The organism is Halomonas sp. GFAJ-1, from assembly GCA_002966495.1.
In the GTDB taxonomy this organism is placed as follows: Bacteria; Pseudomonadota; Gammaproteobacteria; order Pseudomonadales; family Halomonadaceae; genus Vreelandella.
In genome coordinates this window covers 634,893-650,821 of the sequence record CP016490.1, presented here as the reverse complement: position 1 = coordinate 650,821, position 15,929 = coordinate 634,893, and the positions used below count along the sequence as shown (strand labels likewise).

Sequence of the window (15,929 nt, the reverse complement as noted above, 5' to 3'; positions counted from 1 at the left end):
GAAAAGCAGGGCAACCATTGGAGTCAGCTAAACACCATGGCAACGATTAATCAGCTAGTGCGCAAGCCGCGCAAGCGCCCCGTCACTAAGAGTGACGTGCCTGCGCTTCAAGCGTGCCCGCAAAAGCGCGGCGTTTGTACGCGCGTTTACACCACCACCCCGAAGAAGCCGAACTCGGCCCTGCGTAAGGTTTGCCGTGTGCGCCTTACCAACGGTTTTGAAGTTTCGTCTTATATTGGTGGTGAAGGTCACAACCTTCAGGAGCACTCTGTTGTTCTGATTCGCGGCGGCCGTGTAAAGGATTTGCCAGGTGTGCGTTATCACACCGTTCGTGGCGCCCTTGACACCTCCGGTGTTCAGAACCGTAAGCAGGGTCGTTCTAAGTACGGTACCAAGCGTCCGAAGTCCTAAGGCGTCTTAGTTCGTAGCGCACCTGTGCGTTTGTGTTGTTACCTTTTATACGAATATGACGGTCTGATAAGAGTAAGGTCGGGCAGCGCTTTTAAACGTTTGAGTTCCGGGTTTACCTGAAGGATCCTTAATTGAGGGCTTATCATGCCTAGAAGAAGAGTTGTAGCTAAACGCGAAATCCTGCCGGATCCCAAGTTCGGAAGTGAGCGTCTGGCGAAGTTCATGAACCACCTGATGGTCAGCGGCAAGAAGTCCATAGCTGAGCGCATCGTTTATGGTGCGTTGGACAAGGTTGCCGAGCGTAGTAATGAAGAGCCGCTGGAAATCTTCGACAAGGCGCTGGAAACTATCCAGCCGATGGTCGAAGTAAAGTCGCGCCGTGTTGGTGGTGCGACCTATCAGGTGCCGGTCGAAGTTCGTCCTTCGCGTCGCCAAGCCCTAGCAATGCGCTGGTTGGTGGACGCTGCGCGTCGCCGCGGTGAGAAAACGATGGTTCAGCGCCTGGCAGGTGAAATGCTGGATGCCGCTGAAGGCAAAGGCTCGGCTGTTAAGAAGCGTGAAGATGTGCACCGTATGGCAGAAGCCAACAAGGCCTTCTCTCACTATCGTTTCTAAACTCGGCGTTTCTGAGTTTGTGTTTGATTTTGCTGGTTGTGCTGCGCTAAAGAGTTTTTTCGCCATGCTGCAACACACTGCCGCTATCTTTATAGGTGGCGGCGGTGGGATACGCAAAATGAACACTGCTGAATTAACGAGCATTGCCAACTAACGGGAGCTTCACCGTGGCACGCAAAACACCGCTTAATCGCTATCGCAACTTGGGTATTGTTGCCCACGTTGATGCAGGTAAGACAACCACGACAGAACGTGTTTTGTTTTACACTGGCGTAAACCACAAGCTGGGCGAAACCCATGAAGGTGCTTCGACTACTGACTGGATGGAGCAAGAGCAGGAGCGTGGTATTACTATCACCTCGGCTGCTGTTACTACCTTCTGGAAAGGTATGAATCACCAGTTTGATGAGCACCGCATTAATATCATCGACACTCCGGGGCACGTTGACTTCACTATCGAAGTTGAGCGTTCTTTGCGTGTTCTTGATGGTGCTGTTGTTGTACTGTGCGGCTCTTCCGGCGTTCAGCCGCAGACCGAAACAGTATGGCGCCAGGCCAATAAGTATGAAGTCCCGCGTATGGTTTTCGTCAATAAGATGGACCGTACCGGTGCAGACTTCTTCATGGTTGTTGACCAGTTGAAGGAGCGCTTAGGTGCTAACGCTGTGCCAATCCAGATTAACTGGGGTACAGAGGAAGACTTTAAAGGTGTTATCGATCTGATCGAGATGAAGGCTATCCTCTGGAGTGAGGAAGACTTAGGCACCTCGTATGAGCTTGTCGATATTCCTGCTGAGCTACAAGAAACTGCTGAAAAATATCGCGAGCAAATGGTCGAAGCCGCAGCTGAAGGCTCTGATGAATTGATGGATAAGTACCTCGAAGGTGGGGAACTGACCATTGAGGAAATTAAGGCGGGACTTCGTGCGCGCACATTAGCTAGCGAGATCGTGCTGGTGACCTGTGGTTCTGCCTTTAAGAACAAGGGTGTTCAGGCGGTTCTGGATGCAGTGGTTGAATACCTGCCTTCGCCGACGGAAGTTAAAGCGATTGAGGGTGAGCTGGACGACAAAGACGGTACGGTTGCAACGCGTGAGGCAGACGACAGTGCTCCGTTTGCGGCGCTGGCGTTTAAAATCGCCACCGATCCCTTTGTTGGTACCCTGACGTTCATCCGCGTTTACTCGGGTGTTCTGAAATCTGGTGACGGTGTATATAACTCCGTTAAGCAGAAGAAAGAGCGCGTTGGCCGTATCGTTCAGATGCACGCCAACTCTCGTGAAGAGATCAAAGAAGTACTGGCGGGCGACATTGCGGCCTGTATCGGTCTGAAGGACGTCACCACCGGTGACACTCTGTGCGATATTGACGACAAAATCGTCCTTGAGCGTATGGAGTTCCCGGATCCGGTAATCTCGGTTGCCGTTGAGCCGAAGTCCAAGGCGGATCAGGAAAAGATGGGTGTTGCACTGGGCAAGCTCGCCCAGGAAGATCCTTCCTTCCAGGTGAAGACTGACGAAGAGACCGGCCAGACGATTATTTCTGGTATGGGTGAGCTGCACCTGGATATTCTTGTCGACCGTATGCGTCGCGAGTTTAAGGTTGAGGCCAATATCGGTAAGCCGCAGGTTGCTTACCGCGAAACCATCCGTGGCAGTATTGAGCAAGAAGGCAAGTTTGTGCGCCAGTCAGGTGGTCGTGGGCAGTACGGTCACGTGCATCTGCGCATTGAGCCGCTTGCTGCTGAAGAGAAGGGCGAAGGCGATGAAGAAATCTTCTTCAAGTTCGTCAACGAAATTGTTGGTGGTGTGGTTCCCAAGGAATACATCCCAGCAGTAGAAAAAGGTGCCTACGAACAGCTGAAGAACGGTGTCATCGCCGGTTACCCGATGATCGACGTTAAAGTCACGCTGTACGATGGCTCTTACCATGACGTGGACTCTAACGAGACTGCGTTTAAGATTGCTTCTTCCATGGCGGTTAAAGAAGGTGCCAGGAAGGCCAAGGCCGTGCTGCTGGAACCGGTGATGAAGGTCGAGGTCGTGACCCCCGAAGATTTCATGGGTGACGTCATGGGTGACCTGAACCGTCGTCGCGGTCTGGTGCAGGGCATGGATGACTCCAGCTCCGGAAAAGTCATCCGCGCAACGGTGCCGCTGGGTGAGATGTTCGGTTACGCAACCGATCTGCGCTCTCAGACCCAGGGCCGTGCGAGCTACTCTATGGAGTTCGCGAAGTACGACGAGGCGCCCTCCAGCGTCGTAGAAGCCGTCATCAACCAAAACGGTTAACCGTTAGCTAACGTAAAGAGGTTATAGCAGTGGCTAAGGAAAAATTTGAACGTTCCAAACCGCACGTCAACGTCGGCACCATCGGTCACGTCGACCACGGTAAAACGACTCTGACAGCGGCTCTGACTCGTGTGTCTGCTGAGGTTTTCGGCGGCGACTGGCGTGAGTTTGATACCATCGATAACGCTCCTGAAGAGCGCGAGCGCGGTATCACCATCGCTACGTCTCACGTTGAGTATCAGTCTGAAGAGCGCCACTACGCGCACGTTGACTGCCCAGGACACGCTGACTACGTCAAGAACATGATCACCGGTGCTGCGCAGATGGATGGCGCAATCCTGGTATGTTCTGCTGCTGACGGCCCGATGCCGCAGACGCGTGAGCACATCCTGCTGTCTCGTCAGGTTGGCGTTCCGTATATCGTTGTGTTCCTGAATAAAGCGGACATGGTCGATGACGAAGAGCTGCTTGAGCTGGTTGAGATGGAAGTTCGCGAACTCCTCGACGAGTACGACTTCCCGGGCGATGACACGCCGATCATCACTGGTTCTGCGCTGATGGCTCTGAACGGTGAAGATGAGAACGGCATGGGTACTACTGCTGTTGCGAATCTGATCAAAGCTCTGGATGAGTACATTCCTGAGCCGGAGCGTGCTATCGACCAGCCGTTCCTGATGCCGATCGAAGACGTGTTCTCTATCTCTGGCCGCGGTACTGTTGTTACCGGTCGTGTAGAGCGCGGTATCGTAAAAGCGGGCGAAGAAGTGGAAATCGTGGGTATCCGCGACACCACTAAGACCATCGTTACCGGTGTTGAAATGTTCCGTAAGCTGCTCGACGAAGGTCGTGCAGGTGAGAACGTTGGCGCCCTGCTGCGTGGTACTAAGCGTGATGACGTCGAGCGTGGTCAGGTACTGGCTAAGCCGGGCACCATCAACCCGCACACCACGTTCGAAGCAGAAGTTTACGTACTGTCCAAAGAAGAAGGTGGTCGTCACACGCCTTTCTTCAAGGGCTACCGTCCCCAGTTCTACTTCCGTACCACAGACGTAACCGGTACCTGTGAACTGCCGGAAGGCGTTGAAATGGTTATGCCGGGCGACAACGTTAAGATGGTTGTTACCCTGATTGCTCCGATCGCTATGGACGACGGTCTGCGCTTCGCAATTCGCGAAGGTGGTCGTACCGTTGGTGCTGGCGTTGTGGCTAAGATCGTTAAGTAAGCTGCTTACTTGACTGATCAAGGGGGCTCTTGTGAGCCCCCTTTTCTGCGCACCAATAGCAAATGTTTGACATGGGCTGTTGGCGTGCCTATAATGCGCATCCTTTGAATGCGTGGGTAGACGGCTCGCGCCGTCGACATCCATTGGAGTTTAGGGCAAATGCAGAACCAAAAGATTCGCATTCGGTTGAAAGCGTTCGACCATCGCCTGATCGATCAGTCCACAGCGGAGATCGTTGAAACCGCTAAGCGTACTGGTGCTCAGGTTCGTGGGCCGATCCCGCTGCCGACCAACCGCGAGCGCTATACCATCCTGATTTCACCGCACGTTAACAAAGATGCGCGTGATCAGTATGAGATTCGTACTCACAAGCGTGTGCTCGACATTGTTGAGCCGACTGAGAAAACTGTTGATGCGCTGATGAAGCTCGATCTCGCCGCTGGCGTAGACGTGCAAATCAAGCTCGACTAATTACACTAGTCACTTGCGGCCCAGCGCTTACTAATTTTTAGGGTAAGCAGCAGCCGCCGCGCCGTGAGGCGCCACACAATGTGCTAGTGGAATGCTCTGGAAAGGGCAGCCATAGCGGGTGATAGCCCCGTACACTATAGGAGACTGAGTATGACTATCGGTTTAGTCGGTAAAAAGGCCGGGATGACCCGTGTCTTTACCGAAGATGGCGCTTCCGTGCCCGTGACCGTTATTGAAGTTGACCCTAACCGTGTAACGCGCGTTAAGACCCTTGAGTCTGACGGTTATGCAGCGGTTCAGGTGACTACAGGTTCTCGTAAAGCCAAGCACCTCACCAAAGCGCAAGCTGGACAGTTTGCCAAGGCGGGTGTTGAGGCTGGTCGTTCACTGATGGAATTTCGTCTTGCAGAAGGCGAAGAAGCTCCAGAGGTGGGTGGCTCTCTCACCGTATCCCTCTTCGAAGCTGGTCAAATGATCGACGTGACTGGCACCTCTAAGGGTAAAGGCTTCCAGGGTGCTGTTAAGCGCTGGAACTTCCGTACCCAAGACAACACGCATGGTAACTCCCTGTCGCACCGCGCGCCGGGTTCTATCGGCATGTGTCAGACCCCGGGTCGTGTTTTTAAAGGCAAAAAAATGGCCGGTCAAATGGGTAATGCCCGTTGCACCGTGCAGAGCCTTGAGATCGTCCGTGTCGACGCCGAGCGTAACCTGCTGCTGATCAAAGGTGCTGTTCCGGGCGCGACCGGTAGCGATGTTATCGTTCGCAGCGCCGTGAAAGCTGGCTGAAGGGGATAATTACCAATGAATCTGAATCTTGCTGCAGGCACGGGTACCGTTGAAGTAGCCGACGCCACTTTTGGCAAAGAATTCAACGAAGCGCTGGTTCACCAGGTGGTAACCGCCTATTTGGCTGGTGGCCGTCAAGGTACTCGCGCTCAAAAGAACCGTTCCGACGTGCGTGGTGGTGGTAAGAAGCCATGGCGTCAGAAGGGCACCGGCCGTGCACGTGCCGGTACCATCCGCTCTCCGCTATGGCGCAGCGGCGGCGTAACTTTCGCGGCGCGTCCTCAGGATCACTCGCAGAAGGTTAACCGCAAAATGTACCGCGCGGCGATGCGTTCGATCCTGTCTGAACTGGTACGTCAAGAGCGTCTTATCGCGATTGAAGAGTTCAGCGTAGAAGCGCCGAAGACCAAGCAGGTAGCTGCCAAGCTGAAAGAGCTCAACCTTGAGAAAGTGTTGATCGTCACTGAAGACATGGACGAAAAGCTCTATCTGGCCGCACGCAACCTTCCCCATGTTGACGTGGTGGATGTCGCTGCAGCTGATCCGGTGAGCCTGGTTGCCTTTGATAAGGTCCTGGTTACCGTCTCCGCCCTGCGTAAATTCGAGGAGAAGCTGGCATGAACCAGGAACGCGTATTCAAGGTTCTGCTCGGACCGCACGTGACCGAAAAGGCCGCGATGGCAGCAGAGCGCAACCAGTACGTTTTCAAGGTGGCAAGCGATGCTACCAAGCCCGAGATCAAGAAGGCCGTTGAAGCACTTTTCGGCAAGAAGGTCGGTGGCGTTCAAGTATTGAACGTCAAGGGTAAAACTAAGCGTACTGCTCACGGCGTTGGCCTGCGTAAGGGTTACCGCAAAGCGTATGTGACCCTGGCTGCGGGTGAAACGCTCGAAGACTTCTCTGGCGCCGAATAAGGGCAGGAGTACGGATAATGGCAATCGTCAAGACCAAACCCACATCCGCCGGTCGTCGCCACGTCGTTAAGATCGTTGGTGAGGAACTGTTCAAAGGCCGTGCGTATGCACCGCTTTTGGAAAAACAGTCCAAGTCCGGTGGCCGTAATAATAACGGTCGCATCACTACCCGCCACGTGGGCGGTGGTCACCGTCATCACTATCGGTTGATCGACTTCAAACGCACCAAAGATGGCATTCCGGCCACTGTTGAGCGTCTGGAGCACGACCCGAACCGCAGTGCGCACATTGCACTGCTTAAGTACGCTGATGGCGAGCGTCGTTACATCATTGCACCGAAAGGTGTCAGCGCGGGTGACGTGCTGGAATCTGGTGTTAATGCGCCCATCAAGAAAGGCAATGCTTTGCCACTGCGCAACATCCCGCTTGGTTCTACCGTTCACGGCATCGAACTGAAGCCGGGTAAAGGCGCGCAGATTGCTCGCAGTGCCGGTACTAGCGCCCAGTTGGTCGCTCGTGAAGGTAATTACGCTACCTTGCGTCTTCGCTCTGGCGAAATGCGTAAAGTGTTAGCGGAATGCCGCGCGACTCTGGGTGAGGTGAGCAACTCTGAGCACAGCCTGCGTCAACTTGGCAAGGCCGGTGCGAAGCGCTGGAGAGGCGTGCGTCCGACTGTTCGCGGTGTCGCGATGAACCCAGTCGATCACCCGCACGGTGGTGGCGAAGGCCGCACCAGTGGTGGTCGTCACCCGGTATCCCCATGGGGCGTGCCGACTAAGGGTCACAAGACGCGTAAGAACAAGCGCACCGACAAGCTGATCATCCGTCGTCGTAATAAGACGCGTTGATCTAAATTGCCAAGACATTAAGAGGTAACGGCTGTGCCACGTTCACTAAAGAAAGGTCCCTTCATTGACCTTCATCTTTTGAAGAAGGTAGAGGCTGCAGTGGAGAAGAACGATCGCAAACCGATCAAGACTTGGTCGCGTCGTTCGATGATCCTGCCAAACATGGTAGGCCTCACAATCGCTGTCCATAACGGTCGCCAACACGTCCCGGTGCATGTCTCCGAGGAAATGGTTGGTCACAAGCTGGGCGAATTCGCTGCTACTCGCACTTATCGCGGGCATGCGGCGGACAAAAAAGCCAAACGGTAAGCCAGAGAGGATTGAGAGATGGAAGTCACAGCTAAGCTGCGTGGCGCTCGTTTATCCGCCCAGAAGGCCCGTTTGGTGGCTGACCAGGTGCGCGGTAAACCGGTAGCCGAGGCGCTCGACCTGCTGACCTTCTCACCGAAGAAGGCTGCTCAATTGGTCAAGAAAGTGCTGCAGTCCGCCATTGCAAACGCGGAAGAAAATAACGGCATGGATATCGACGAGCTGCGTGTCTCGACCATCTGCGTCGATGAGGGCATGACGCTTAAGCGTATCAAGCCGCGTGCCAAAGGGCGTGCGGATCGTATCTTGAAGCGCACCTGCCACATCACCGTCAAGGTAGCCGAGAAGTAGGAGTCGACCAGATGGGTCAGAAAGTCAATCCAACAGGCATTCGACTGGGCATCGTCAAAGACCATGCTTCTGTCTGGTATGCCGAGCGCGGCGCATATGCCGATAAGCTCAATAATGATCTCGAAGTGCGCAGCTTCCTGGAAGAGCGTTTAAAAAACGCTTCCTTAAGCCGCATTCACATCGAGCGTCCGGCTAACAATGCCCGCATCACCATTCACACTGCCCGTCCGGGTATCGTGATTGGCAAAAAAGGTGAAGATGTCGACCGTTTACGTCGCGATCTCACCGAGATGATGGGTGTTCCGGTTCATGTGAACATCGAAGAAGTTCGCAAGCCGGAGCTGGATGCCAAGCTAGTCGCTGCTAACGTAGCGGGTCAGCTTGAGCGTCGCGTCATGTTCCGTCGTGCTATGAAGCGCGCGGTACAGAACGCAATGCGTCTTGGCGCTGGCGGCATCAAGATTCAGCTGTCAGGTCGTCTTGGTGGCGCTGAAATCGCACGTACCGAATGGTACCGCGAAGGTCGCGTTCCGTTGCACACGCTGCGTGCGGATATCGACTACGCCACTTACGAAGCTCACACCACCTACGGCGTTATCGGCGTCAAAGTGTGGATCTTCAAGGGCGAAATCCTCGGTGGTATCGAGGAAGTACGTGCCAAGGCTAAGCAACAGCAGCCTGCCGGCAACGCGCCCAAGAAGAAAGGTTCCAGGTAAGGGGAGAGCGAGTCGATGTTACAGCCCAAGCGTATGAAATTCCGCAAGATGATGAAAGGCCGCAACCGTGGCCTTGCGCATCGCGGAAGCAAGATCAGCTTCGGGGAGTACGGTCTCAAAGCAACCGGTCGTGGCCGCATCACTGCGCGTCAGATCGAAGCTGGCCGTCGTGCGATCACACGTCACGTAAAACGTGGCGGTAAGATTTGGATCCGCGTCTTCCCTGATAAGCCGATTTCCAAAAAACCGCTCGAAGTTCGTATGGGTAAAGGTAAAGGTTCTGTTGAGTACTGGGTAGCCCAGATCCAACCGGGTCGGGTCCTGTATGAAATTGAAGGTGTATCCGAAGAGCTGGCCCGTGAAGCATTTGAGCTGGCCGCACAGAAGATGCCCCTGTCCACCACCTTTGCAAAACGGACGGTGATGTGATGAAAGCCCAGGAAATTCGTGAAAAGTCCGTAGGAGAGCTCCAAGAGCAACTCCTCGAGCTCCTCCGCGAGCAGTTCAACCTGCGCATGCAGAAGGCCACTGGCCAACTGAGCCAGACTCATCTGCTCAAGCAGGTCCGTCGGGATATCGCCCGCGTGAAGACTATGCTCAACGAGAAGGCAGGTGATTGAGATGGCCGAAGAAAAGAAAGCACGTACGCTCACCGGCAAGGTGGTGAGCGACAAGATGGATAAATCCATCGTCGTTATGATCGAGCGCCGTGAGCGTCACCCGATCTACGGAAAATACGTTAAGCGCTCCACCAAGCTGCACGCCCATGATGAGGCGAACCAGGCTAAGGCAGGCGACACGGTTTCCATTCAGGAGTGCCGTCCGCTTTCCAAGAAGAAAGCCTGGACGCTGGTCGAGGTGGTCGAGCAGGCCAAGGGTTAATTCCCAGGTCTGTCCAACCAGTGCAGTCAGATTAGGTTTGGAGAAAACCGATGATTCAGACTCAGACAATGCTGGATGTCGCCGACAACAGCGGAGCGCGCCGGGTGCAATGCATCAAGGTGTTAGGTGGTTCACACCGTCGCTACGCTCGTATTGGTGATGTCATTAAGGTAACGGTGAAAGAGGCGATTCCGCGCGGCAAGGTCAAAAAAGGCCAAGTGCTGAAAGCGGTAGTCGTTCGGACCCGTAGTGGCGTCCGTCGTGGTGACGGTTCGCTGATCCGTTTCGATGGAAATGCGGCGGTTTTGTTGAATAACACCAACGAACAGCCGATCGGCACGCGTATCTTCGGGCCGGTCACTCGTGAACTTCGTAACGAGAAGTTTATGAAGATCATTTCCCTAGCGCCTGAAGTGCTGTAAGGAGCGAGGCGGATATGCAAAAGATCAAACGTGACGATGAAGTCATCGTCATCGCCGGGAAGGATAAAGGCAAGCGCGGCACCGTTAAGCGGGTATTAGAAAACCGTTTCTTGGTGTCCGGTGTGAATATGATTAAACGTCACACCAAGCCAAATCCCATGGCGGGTAATCAGGGCGGTATCGTCGAGCGTGAGGCTCCGATTCACGCGTCCAACGTAGCGATCTTCAATTCGGAGACCGGTAAGGCGGATCGCGTCGGCTTCCAAGTTAAGGAAGACGGTACCAAGGTACGTATCTACAAGTCGACGCAGACGCAGATCGACGCCTAACGCGAGTCGGGTAGCACAATGGCGAACTTGAAAGAACGTTATCAAAACGAGGTCGTGGCTCAGCTCAAAGAGCAGTTTAGCTACGCCAACGTAATGCAGGTACCCCGGATCACGAAAGTGACGCTGAACATGGGTATCGGCGAAGCGGTCAGCGATAAAAAACTGATCGACAATGCCATCGGCGACATGGAGAAGCTCTCCGGTCAAAAGCCGTTGGTGACCAAGGCACGTAAGTCCATCGCGGGCTTCAAGGTGCGCGAAGGTTGGCCGATCGGTATTAAAGTAACACTGCGCGCAGAGCGTATGTGGGACTTCCTAGACCGCTTGGTTTACATCGCAATTCCCCGCGTGCGTGACTTCCGTGGTCTCAACCCGAAGTCCTTTGACGGTCGCGGCAATTATTCTATGGGTGTGCGTGAGCAGATCATCTTCCCGGAGATCGAGTATGATAAGATCGATCGCGTTCGGGGGCTGGACGTCACTATCACTACTACCGCCAACACCGACGAGGAAGGTCGTGCACTGCTTGCAGCGCTGAACTTCCCGTTCAAGAAATAAGGGTTGGATCATGGCTAAGAAAAGTATGATAGAGCGTGAGCTCAAGCGTACTCAGCTAGTCGAGAAGTATGCGGCTAAGCGCGCAGAGCTCAAGAAAATCATCTCGGACGTGAACGCTTCTGAAGAAGATCGTTTCGAGGCGACGCTGAAGCTGCAGCAACTGCCGCGCGACTCAAGCCCGGTGCGTCAGCGTAACCGCTGCCGCGTCACTGGCCGTCCGCACGGTTTTTACAACAAGTTCGGCCTCGGCCGTAACAAGCTGCGTGAAGCCGCCATGCGTGGCGACGTTCCTGGCCTGAAAAAGTCCAGCTGGTAACGCCACGTAGAATCATCAGGAGCGCACATTAAATGAGCATGCAAGACACTCTGGCGGATATGTTTACCCGTATCCGCAATGCGCAGATGGCCACCAAGGAGACGGCTACCATGCCGTCCTCCAAGCTGAAAGTTGAAGTGGCCCGAGTGCTAAAGCAAGAAGGCTACATTGCCGACTTTACGGTGGCTGAAGGCGTTAAGCCCGAGCTAACCATCACTCTCAAGTACTTTGAGGGTAAGCCGGTCATTGAGCACATTCAGCGGGTTTCCAAGCCGTCTCTGCGCCGCTACATGGGCAAGGACAACCTGCCTAAGGTCGCCGATGGTCTGGGTATCGCGATTGTCACCACCTCTAATGGTGTCATGACCGATCGTGCCGCGCGCCAAGCAGGCGTCGGTGGCGAAGTCATCTGCACCGTATTCTAGGAGGCTGGAATGTCCCGCATAGCGAAATATCCGGTTAAAGTGCCTGCCGGTGTCGAGATCAAAATCGACGCTGGTCAGCTGACCGCCAAAGGCGGCCAAGGCACGCTGTCTCTCGCCATTCACCAAGACGTGGTGATTGGCCAAGAAGATGGCCAGCTGACCTTCGCCCCGAGTGAGTCTGCCAAGAGCTGGGCAATGGCCGGTACAACCCGCGCCTTGGTTCAGAACCTGGTCACGGGCGTATCCGAGGGTTTTACAAGAACTCTCGAAATTGTTGGCGTCGGTTATCGTGCCCAAGCAAAGGGCCAGACGCTCAATCTTTCACTGGGCTTCTCGCACCCGGTCGACTATGAACTGCCTAAGGGTGTATCAGCGGAAACGCCGAAAAACACCGTGATCGTGCTGAAAAGCGCGGACAAGCAGATGCTCGGCCAGTGCGCCGCGGAAATCCGCGCCTTCCGTCCGCCAGAGCCGTATAAAGGCAAAGGTGTACGGTACGCCGACGAGCAGGTGCGTCGCAAAGAAGCCAAGAAGAAGTAAGGCAGGGTTATGAACGCGAAGAAAGAATCTCGTCTCCGTCGTGCCCGCCGCGCTCGCGCCAAGATCCGCGAGCTGGGCGTGTATCGCCTGTGCGTCAACCGTACCCCGCGACACATCTACGCGCAGATTATCTCGCCGGATGGTGGCAAAGTGTTGGCCAGTGCATCTACGCTGGACAAGGCACTGCGCGAGGGTGCGACCGGTAATTCAGACGCGGCCTCTAAGGTCGGCGCCCTGATTGCTGAACGCGCTAAAGAAGCAGGCATCACCCAGGTGGCCTTCGACCGTGCTGGCTTTAAGTATCACGGTCGCGTTAAGGCTCTGGCCGACGCCGCTCGTGAAGGCGGCCTGGAATTCTAAAGGGTTTTACGATGGCGAAGAACGAACAGCAAAGCGGTGATCTGCAAGAGAAGTTAGTGCAGGTCAACCGCGTCGCCAAGGTGGTCAAAGGTGGTCGTATTTTCGGCTTCACCGCGCTGACCGTCGTTGGTGATGGTAAAGGTCGTGTCGGTTTTGGTCGTGGCAAGGCGCGTGAAGTGCCGGTCGCGATCCAGAAAGCGATGGACCAAGCTCGTCGCAACATGGTCAAGGTTAACCTTGCTGGCCATACGCTGCAGTATCCGGTGAAAGCCCGTCACGGTGCTTCTAAGGTCTACATGCAGCCGGCTTCTGAAGGTACCGGAATCATCGCTGGTGGTGCTATGCGCTCTGTACTAGAGCTTGCTGGTGTCCACGATGTACTGGCCAAGTGCTACGGTTCCACCAACCCGGTTAACGTGGTTCGAGCGACTGTTAAAGGTCTCTCCGCCATGCAAGCACCGGAAGACATCGCCGCTAAACGCGGTCTGTCTGTCGACGCGATCACGGGGTAAGACACCATGGCAGCAACGATCAAGGTTACCCAGATCCGCAGCACCATCGGCGTTTTGCCCAAGCACAAGGCTACTATGAAGGGCCTGGGTCTACGTCGCATCGGTCACTCGGTTGAACTGGAAGACACCCCTGCCGTACGCGGCATGATTCACAAGGTTAATTACCTTGTGCGCGTTGAGGGAGAGTAATCCATGAAACTCAATACCCTGAGTCCGGCACCGGGCTCCAAACACGCTGAAAAGCGCGTTGGCCGTGGTATCGGCTCCGGTCTTGGTAAGACCGGTGGCCGTGGTCACAAAGGTCAGAAATCACGCAGTGGCGGTAGCGTCAAGCCTGGTTTCGAAGGCGGTCAGATGCCGTTGCAGCGCCGTTTGCCGAAGTTTGGCTTTACGTCCGCTAAGTCACTGGTATCTGAAGAAGTGCGCCTGGCTGAGCTTGCTAAAGTTGCCGGTGGCGAAGTCACCATGGCATCTTTGAAAGAAGCCAACGTGCTGAAGGATGCTACGCTACACGCGAAGATCATCCTTTCTGGCGAACTGAAAACAGCGGTTACCGTTCGTGGAATCAAGGTCACCAAAGGTGCCCGTGAAGCGATCGAAGCCGCTGGCGGCAAGGTAGAGGACTAAATGGCCAAGTCAGGAAATATGCCGGCGATGGGCAGCGGTCTGAGTGAACTGTGGGCGCGTTTGCGCTTCGTGCTCCTCGCCATCGTGGTGTACCGTATCGGTGCCCACATTCCCGTTCCCGGTATCAATCCTGACCAGCTTGCTGCCTTGTTTAGGGAGCAACAGGGCACCATCCTGGGCATGTTTAACATGTTCTCGGGTGGCGCCCTGGAGCGTATGAGTGTCCTCGCCTTGGGCATTATGCCTTACATCTCGGCGTCGATTATCATGCAGCTCATGACTGCGGTCTCCCCTCATCTTGAACAGCTCAAGAAAGAGGGTGAGGCCGGCCGCCGCAAGATTAGCCAGTACACCCGCTACGGCACGGTGTTGCTGGCATTTGTCCAGGCCACCGGTATGTCCGTCGGTCTGGCTAGCCAAGGCATCGCGTACAGCGCTGACTTCAGCTTCTATTTCACTGCCATCATCACGTTTGTGTCGGGTGCGGTGTTTATGATGTGGCTAGGTGAGCAGATCACCGAGAAGGGCATTGGCAACGGTATTTCGTTGCTGATCTTCGCGGGTATTGTCGCCGGGCTGCCCAGTGCCGTGGGGCAAGCGTTTGAGCTTGCTCGTAACGAAGGGGCCTGGAATGTTCTTCCGCTGTTAGCGCTGTCAGTGCTAGGTATTGCCACTGTTGCCTTCGTGGTGTTCATTGAGCGCGGTCAACGCCGACTCAAGGTGAATTACCCGCGACGTCAGGTGGGCAATAAGATGTATGCAGGCCAAAGCAGCTACCTGCCCTTGAAAGTGAATATGGCTGGCGTTATACCAGCAATTTTTGCTTCCAGTATTCTACTTTTCCCGGCCTCAATTGGTCAGTGGGTAGGCGCTGGTGAAGGGATGGAGTGGTTGCAGCGTGCATCACAAGCGTTGGGCCCTGGCCAACCGCTTTACATCTTGCTTTTTGGCGCGGCGGTGGTATTCTTCTGCTTCTTTTACACAGCGCTGGTCTTCAACCCCAAGGATGTGGCTGACAATCTTAAAAAGTCAGGCGCTTTCCTGCCGGGCATTCGCCCCGGCGAGCAGACCGCTCGCTATATCGACAAAGTGATGACACGTCTTACTTTGTTCGGTGCCTTGTATATCACTGCGGTTTCCTTGATGCCCCAGTTCTTGATCGTAGCGTGGAACGTACCGTTCTTCTTCGGCGGGACGTCGCTACTGATCGTAGTTGTGGTCATCATGGACTTCATGGCCCAGGTGCAGTCGCATCTCATGTCGCATCAATATGACTCAGTGATGAAGAAGTCCAACCTGAAAGGCTACGGTAGCGGCGGCATCATGCGCTGAGGCGCCGCCTTACTTATTGGCGTGTCGCGAGCCGTTTTTGGAGAAAGAACGATGAAAGTTCGAGCTTCCGTAAAGAAGATGTGCCGTAACTGTAAGATCATTCGTCGCAATGGCGCTGTCCGCGTTATTTGCATCGAACCGCGGCACAAACAGCGTCAGGGCTAATCCTGAGTTGTTTTAAGCGGGTGCCGGCATACCCCTTGCCTTAGGGCTCTTAAAGGGGTATGCTGTTGCGCCTTTTGTAGATGAATAAACGAGCAAGCCGCTCAAATTTCGGAGTAAGCTGATGGCCCGTATTGCAGGCGTCAATATCCCGGACAACAAGCATGCGGCGATCTCGCTGACCTATATCTTCGGGATTGGCCGTACTCGTGCACAGCACCTTTGTGCTGCTGCCGGTATTGCGCCGACTACCAAGATCCAGGAGCTGTCTAGCGAAGAGCTGGATACCCTGCGTTCTGAAGTTGGTAAGTACACCGTAGAAGGCGACCTTCGTCGTGATGTTACGCTTAACATTAAGCGTCTCATGGACTTAGGCTGCTACCGTGGTCTGCGTCATCGTCGTAGTCTTCCGCTGCGTGGTCAGCGGACTAAGACTAACGCGCGTACCCGTAAGGGCCCGCGTAAGCCGATCCGCAAATAACACGCAGGCTCTTTAGTAGAGAGCTGACGTTAAGACAGGAATAGA

General features: G+C 54.8%; 27 protein-coding genes and 1 other annotated feature. All 27 genes read left to right on the top strand.

The window, feature by feature from the left end:
• The first annotated feature begins 36 nt into the window (after positions 1–36).
• The 27 genes from BB497_02945 to BB497_02815 all read left to right on the top strand — a co-directional run bounded on the left by BB497_02945 (position 37) and on the right by BB497_02815 (position 15,884).
• Positions 37–411, top strand: coding sequence for a 30S ribosomal protein S12 (locus tag BB497_02945; protein AVI64241.1), 375 nt, complete (start codon positions 37–39; stop codon positions 409–411).
• A gap of 144 nt (positions 412–555) precedes the next feature.
• Positions 556–1,026 carry a 30S ribosomal protein S7 gene (locus tag BB497_02940; GenBank protein ID AVI61732.1) on the top strand — a complete coding sequence of 157 codons (471 nt, stop codon included), beginning with the start codon at positions 556–558 and terminating at the stop codon, positions 1,024–1,026.
• 167 nt (positions 1,027–1,193) lie between these two features.
• On the top strand, positions 1,194–3,317 hold the full coding sequence (locus tag BB497_02935; protein ID AVI61731.1) for a translation elongation factor G: 2,124 nt from the start codon (positions 1,194–1,196) through the stop codon (positions 3,315–3,317).
• Positions 3,318–3,346: 29 nt separating this feature from the next.
• Positions 3,347–4,540 carry a translation elongation factor Tu gene (locus tag BB497_02930; protein AVI61730.1) on the top strand — a complete coding sequence of 398 codons (1,194 nt, stop codon included), beginning with the start codon at positions 3,347–3,349 and terminating at the stop codon, positions 4,538–4,540.
• A 159-nt stretch (positions 4,541–4,699) separates the two neighbouring features.
• Positions 4,700–5,011 (top strand): 30S ribosomal protein S10, encoded by a 312-nt coding sequence (locus BB497_02925; GenBank protein ID AVI61729.1) that lies wholly within the window; start codon positions 4,700–4,702, stop codon positions 5,009–5,011.
• A gap of 77 nt (positions 5,012–5,088) precedes the next feature.
• Positions 5,089–5,157: a sequence feature (possible 23S ribosomal RNA but 16S or 23S rRNA prediction is too short), on the top strand.
• 4 nt (positions 5,158–5,161) lie between these two features.
• Positions 5,162–5,800 carry a 50S ribosomal protein L3 gene (locus BB497_02920; GenBank protein ID AVI61728.1) on the top strand — a complete coding sequence of 213 codons (639 nt, stop codon included), beginning with the start codon at positions 5,162–5,164 and terminating at the stop codon, positions 5,798–5,800.
• Between the two features lie 15 nt (positions 5,801–5,815).
• A complete protein-coding gene (locus BB497_02915; protein AVI61727.1) occupies positions 5,816–6,421 on the top strand; it encodes a 50S ribosomal protein L4 in 606 nt (201 codons plus the stop codon).
• Positions 6,418–6,714: a 50S ribosomal protein L23 gene (locus BB497_02910; GenBank protein ID AVI61726.1), complete on the top strand. Its 297-nt coding sequence runs from the start codon at positions 6,418–6,420 to the stop codon at positions 6,712–6,714. Before BB497_02915 ends, BB497_02910 begins: the two co-directional genes overlap by 4 nt.
• A 17-nt stretch (positions 6,715–6,731) precedes the next feature.
• Entirely contained in the window at positions 6,732–7,562 is an 831-nt protein-coding gene (locus tag BB497_02905) for a 50S ribosomal protein L2 (protein ID AVI61725.1), read from the top strand.
• 33 nt (positions 7,563–7,595) lie between these two features.
• Positions 7,596–7,871, top strand: coding sequence for a 30S ribosomal protein S19 (locus tag BB497_02900; GenBank protein ID AVI61724.1), 276 nt, complete (start codon positions 7,596–7,598; stop codon positions 7,869–7,871).
• An 18-nt stretch (positions 7,872–7,889) separates the two neighbouring features.
• The gene (locus BB497_02895; protein AVI61723.1) at positions 7,890–8,222 is read left to right on the top strand and encodes a 50S ribosomal protein L22; all 333 of its coding nucleotides are present in this window, start codon (positions 7,890–7,892) and stop codon (positions 8,220–8,222) included.
• Between the two features lie 11 nt (positions 8,223–8,233).
• Positions 8,234–8,938, top strand: a complete 705-nt coding sequence (locus tag BB497_02890) for a 30S ribosomal protein S3 (GenBank protein AVI61722.1) — start codon at positions 8,234–8,236, stop codon at positions 8,936–8,938.
• Between the two features lie 15 nt (positions 8,939–8,953).
• Positions 8,954–9,367, top strand: coding sequence for a 50S ribosomal protein L16 (locus BB497_02885; protein AVI61721.1), 414 nt, complete (start codon positions 8,954–8,956; stop codon positions 9,365–9,367).
• Complete coding sequence (locus BB497_02880) at positions 9,367–9,558, top strand: 50S ribosomal protein L29 (protein ID AVI61720.1); 192 nt, start codon at positions 9,367–9,369, stop codon at positions 9,556–9,558. Before BB497_02885 ends, BB497_02880 begins: the two co-directional genes overlap by 1 nt.
• Position 9,559: 1 nt before the next feature.
• Positions 9,560–9,820 carry a 30S ribosomal protein S17 gene (locus BB497_02875; GenBank protein ID AVI61719.1) on the top strand — a complete coding sequence of 87 codons (261 nt, stop codon included), beginning with the start codon at positions 9,560–9,562 and terminating at the stop codon, positions 9,818–9,820.
• Between the two features lie 50 nt (positions 9,821–9,870).
• Positions 9,871–10,242: a 50S ribosomal protein L14 gene (locus tag BB497_02870; protein ID AVI61718.1), complete on the top strand. Its 372-nt coding sequence runs from the start codon at positions 9,871–9,873 to the stop codon at positions 10,240–10,242.
• 14 nt (positions 10,243–10,256) lie between these two features.
• Positions 10,257–10,571, top strand: coding sequence for a 50S ribosomal protein L24 (locus tag BB497_02865; GenBank protein ID AVI61717.1), 315 nt, complete (start codon positions 10,257–10,259; stop codon positions 10,569–10,571).
• 18 nt (positions 10,572–10,589) lie between these two features.
• The gene (locus BB497_02860; protein ID AVI61716.1) at positions 10,590–11,129 is read left to right on the top strand and encodes a 50S ribosomal protein L5; all 540 of its coding nucleotides are present in this window, start codon (positions 10,590–10,592) and stop codon (positions 11,127–11,129) included.
• 10 nt (positions 11,130–11,139) lie between these two features.
• Positions 11,140–11,445 carry a 30S ribosomal protein S14 gene (locus tag BB497_02855; GenBank protein ID AVI61715.1) on the top strand — a complete coding sequence of 102 codons (306 nt, stop codon included), beginning with the start codon at positions 11,140–11,142 and terminating at the stop codon, positions 11,443–11,445.
• Between the two features lie 32 nt (positions 11,446–11,477).
• Positions 11,478–11,870 carry a 30S ribosomal protein S8 gene (locus tag BB497_02850; protein ID AVI61714.1) on the top strand — a complete coding sequence of 131 codons (393 nt, stop codon included), beginning with the start codon at positions 11,478–11,480 and terminating at the stop codon, positions 11,868–11,870.
• 9 nt (positions 11,871–11,879) lie between these two features.
• Entirely contained in the window at positions 11,880–12,410 is a 531-nt protein-coding gene (locus tag BB497_02845) for a 50S ribosomal protein L6 (protein AVI61713.1), read from the top strand.
• Positions 12,411–12,419: 9 nt separating this feature from the next.
• Entirely contained in the window at positions 12,420–12,770 is a 351-nt protein-coding gene (locus BB497_02840; protein AVI61712.1) for a 50S ribosomal protein L18, read from the top strand.
• 11 nt (positions 12,771–12,781) lie between these two features.
• Positions 12,782–13,282 carry a 30S ribosomal protein S5 gene (locus tag BB497_02835; GenBank protein ID AVI61711.1) on the top strand — a complete coding sequence of 167 codons (501 nt, stop codon included), beginning with the start codon at positions 12,782–12,784 and terminating at the stop codon, positions 13,280–13,282.
• A gap of 6 nt (positions 13,283–13,288) precedes the next feature.
• The gene (locus tag BB497_02830; GenBank protein ID AVI61710.1) at positions 13,289–13,471 is read left to right on the top strand and encodes a 50S ribosomal protein L30; all 183 of its coding nucleotides are present in this window, start codon (positions 13,289–13,291) and stop codon (positions 13,469–13,471) included.
• A 3-nt stretch (positions 13,472–13,474) separates the two neighbouring features.
• Positions 13,475–13,909, top strand: a complete 435-nt coding sequence (locus tag BB497_02825) for a 50S ribosomal protein L15 (protein AVI61709.1) — start codon at positions 13,475–13,477, stop codon at positions 13,907–13,909.
• A complete protein-coding gene (locus tag BB497_02820) occupies positions 13,910–15,241 on the top strand; it encodes a preprotein translocase subunit SecY (protein AVI61708.1) in 1,332 nt (443 codons plus the stop codon).
• Between the two features lie 286 nt (positions 15,242–15,527).
• Positions 15,528–15,884: a 30S ribosomal protein S13 gene (locus BB497_02815; GenBank protein AVI61707.1), complete on the top strand. Its 357-nt coding sequence runs from the start codon at positions 15,528–15,530 to the stop codon at positions 15,882–15,884.
• Positions 15,885–15,929 lie beyond the last annotated feature (45 nt).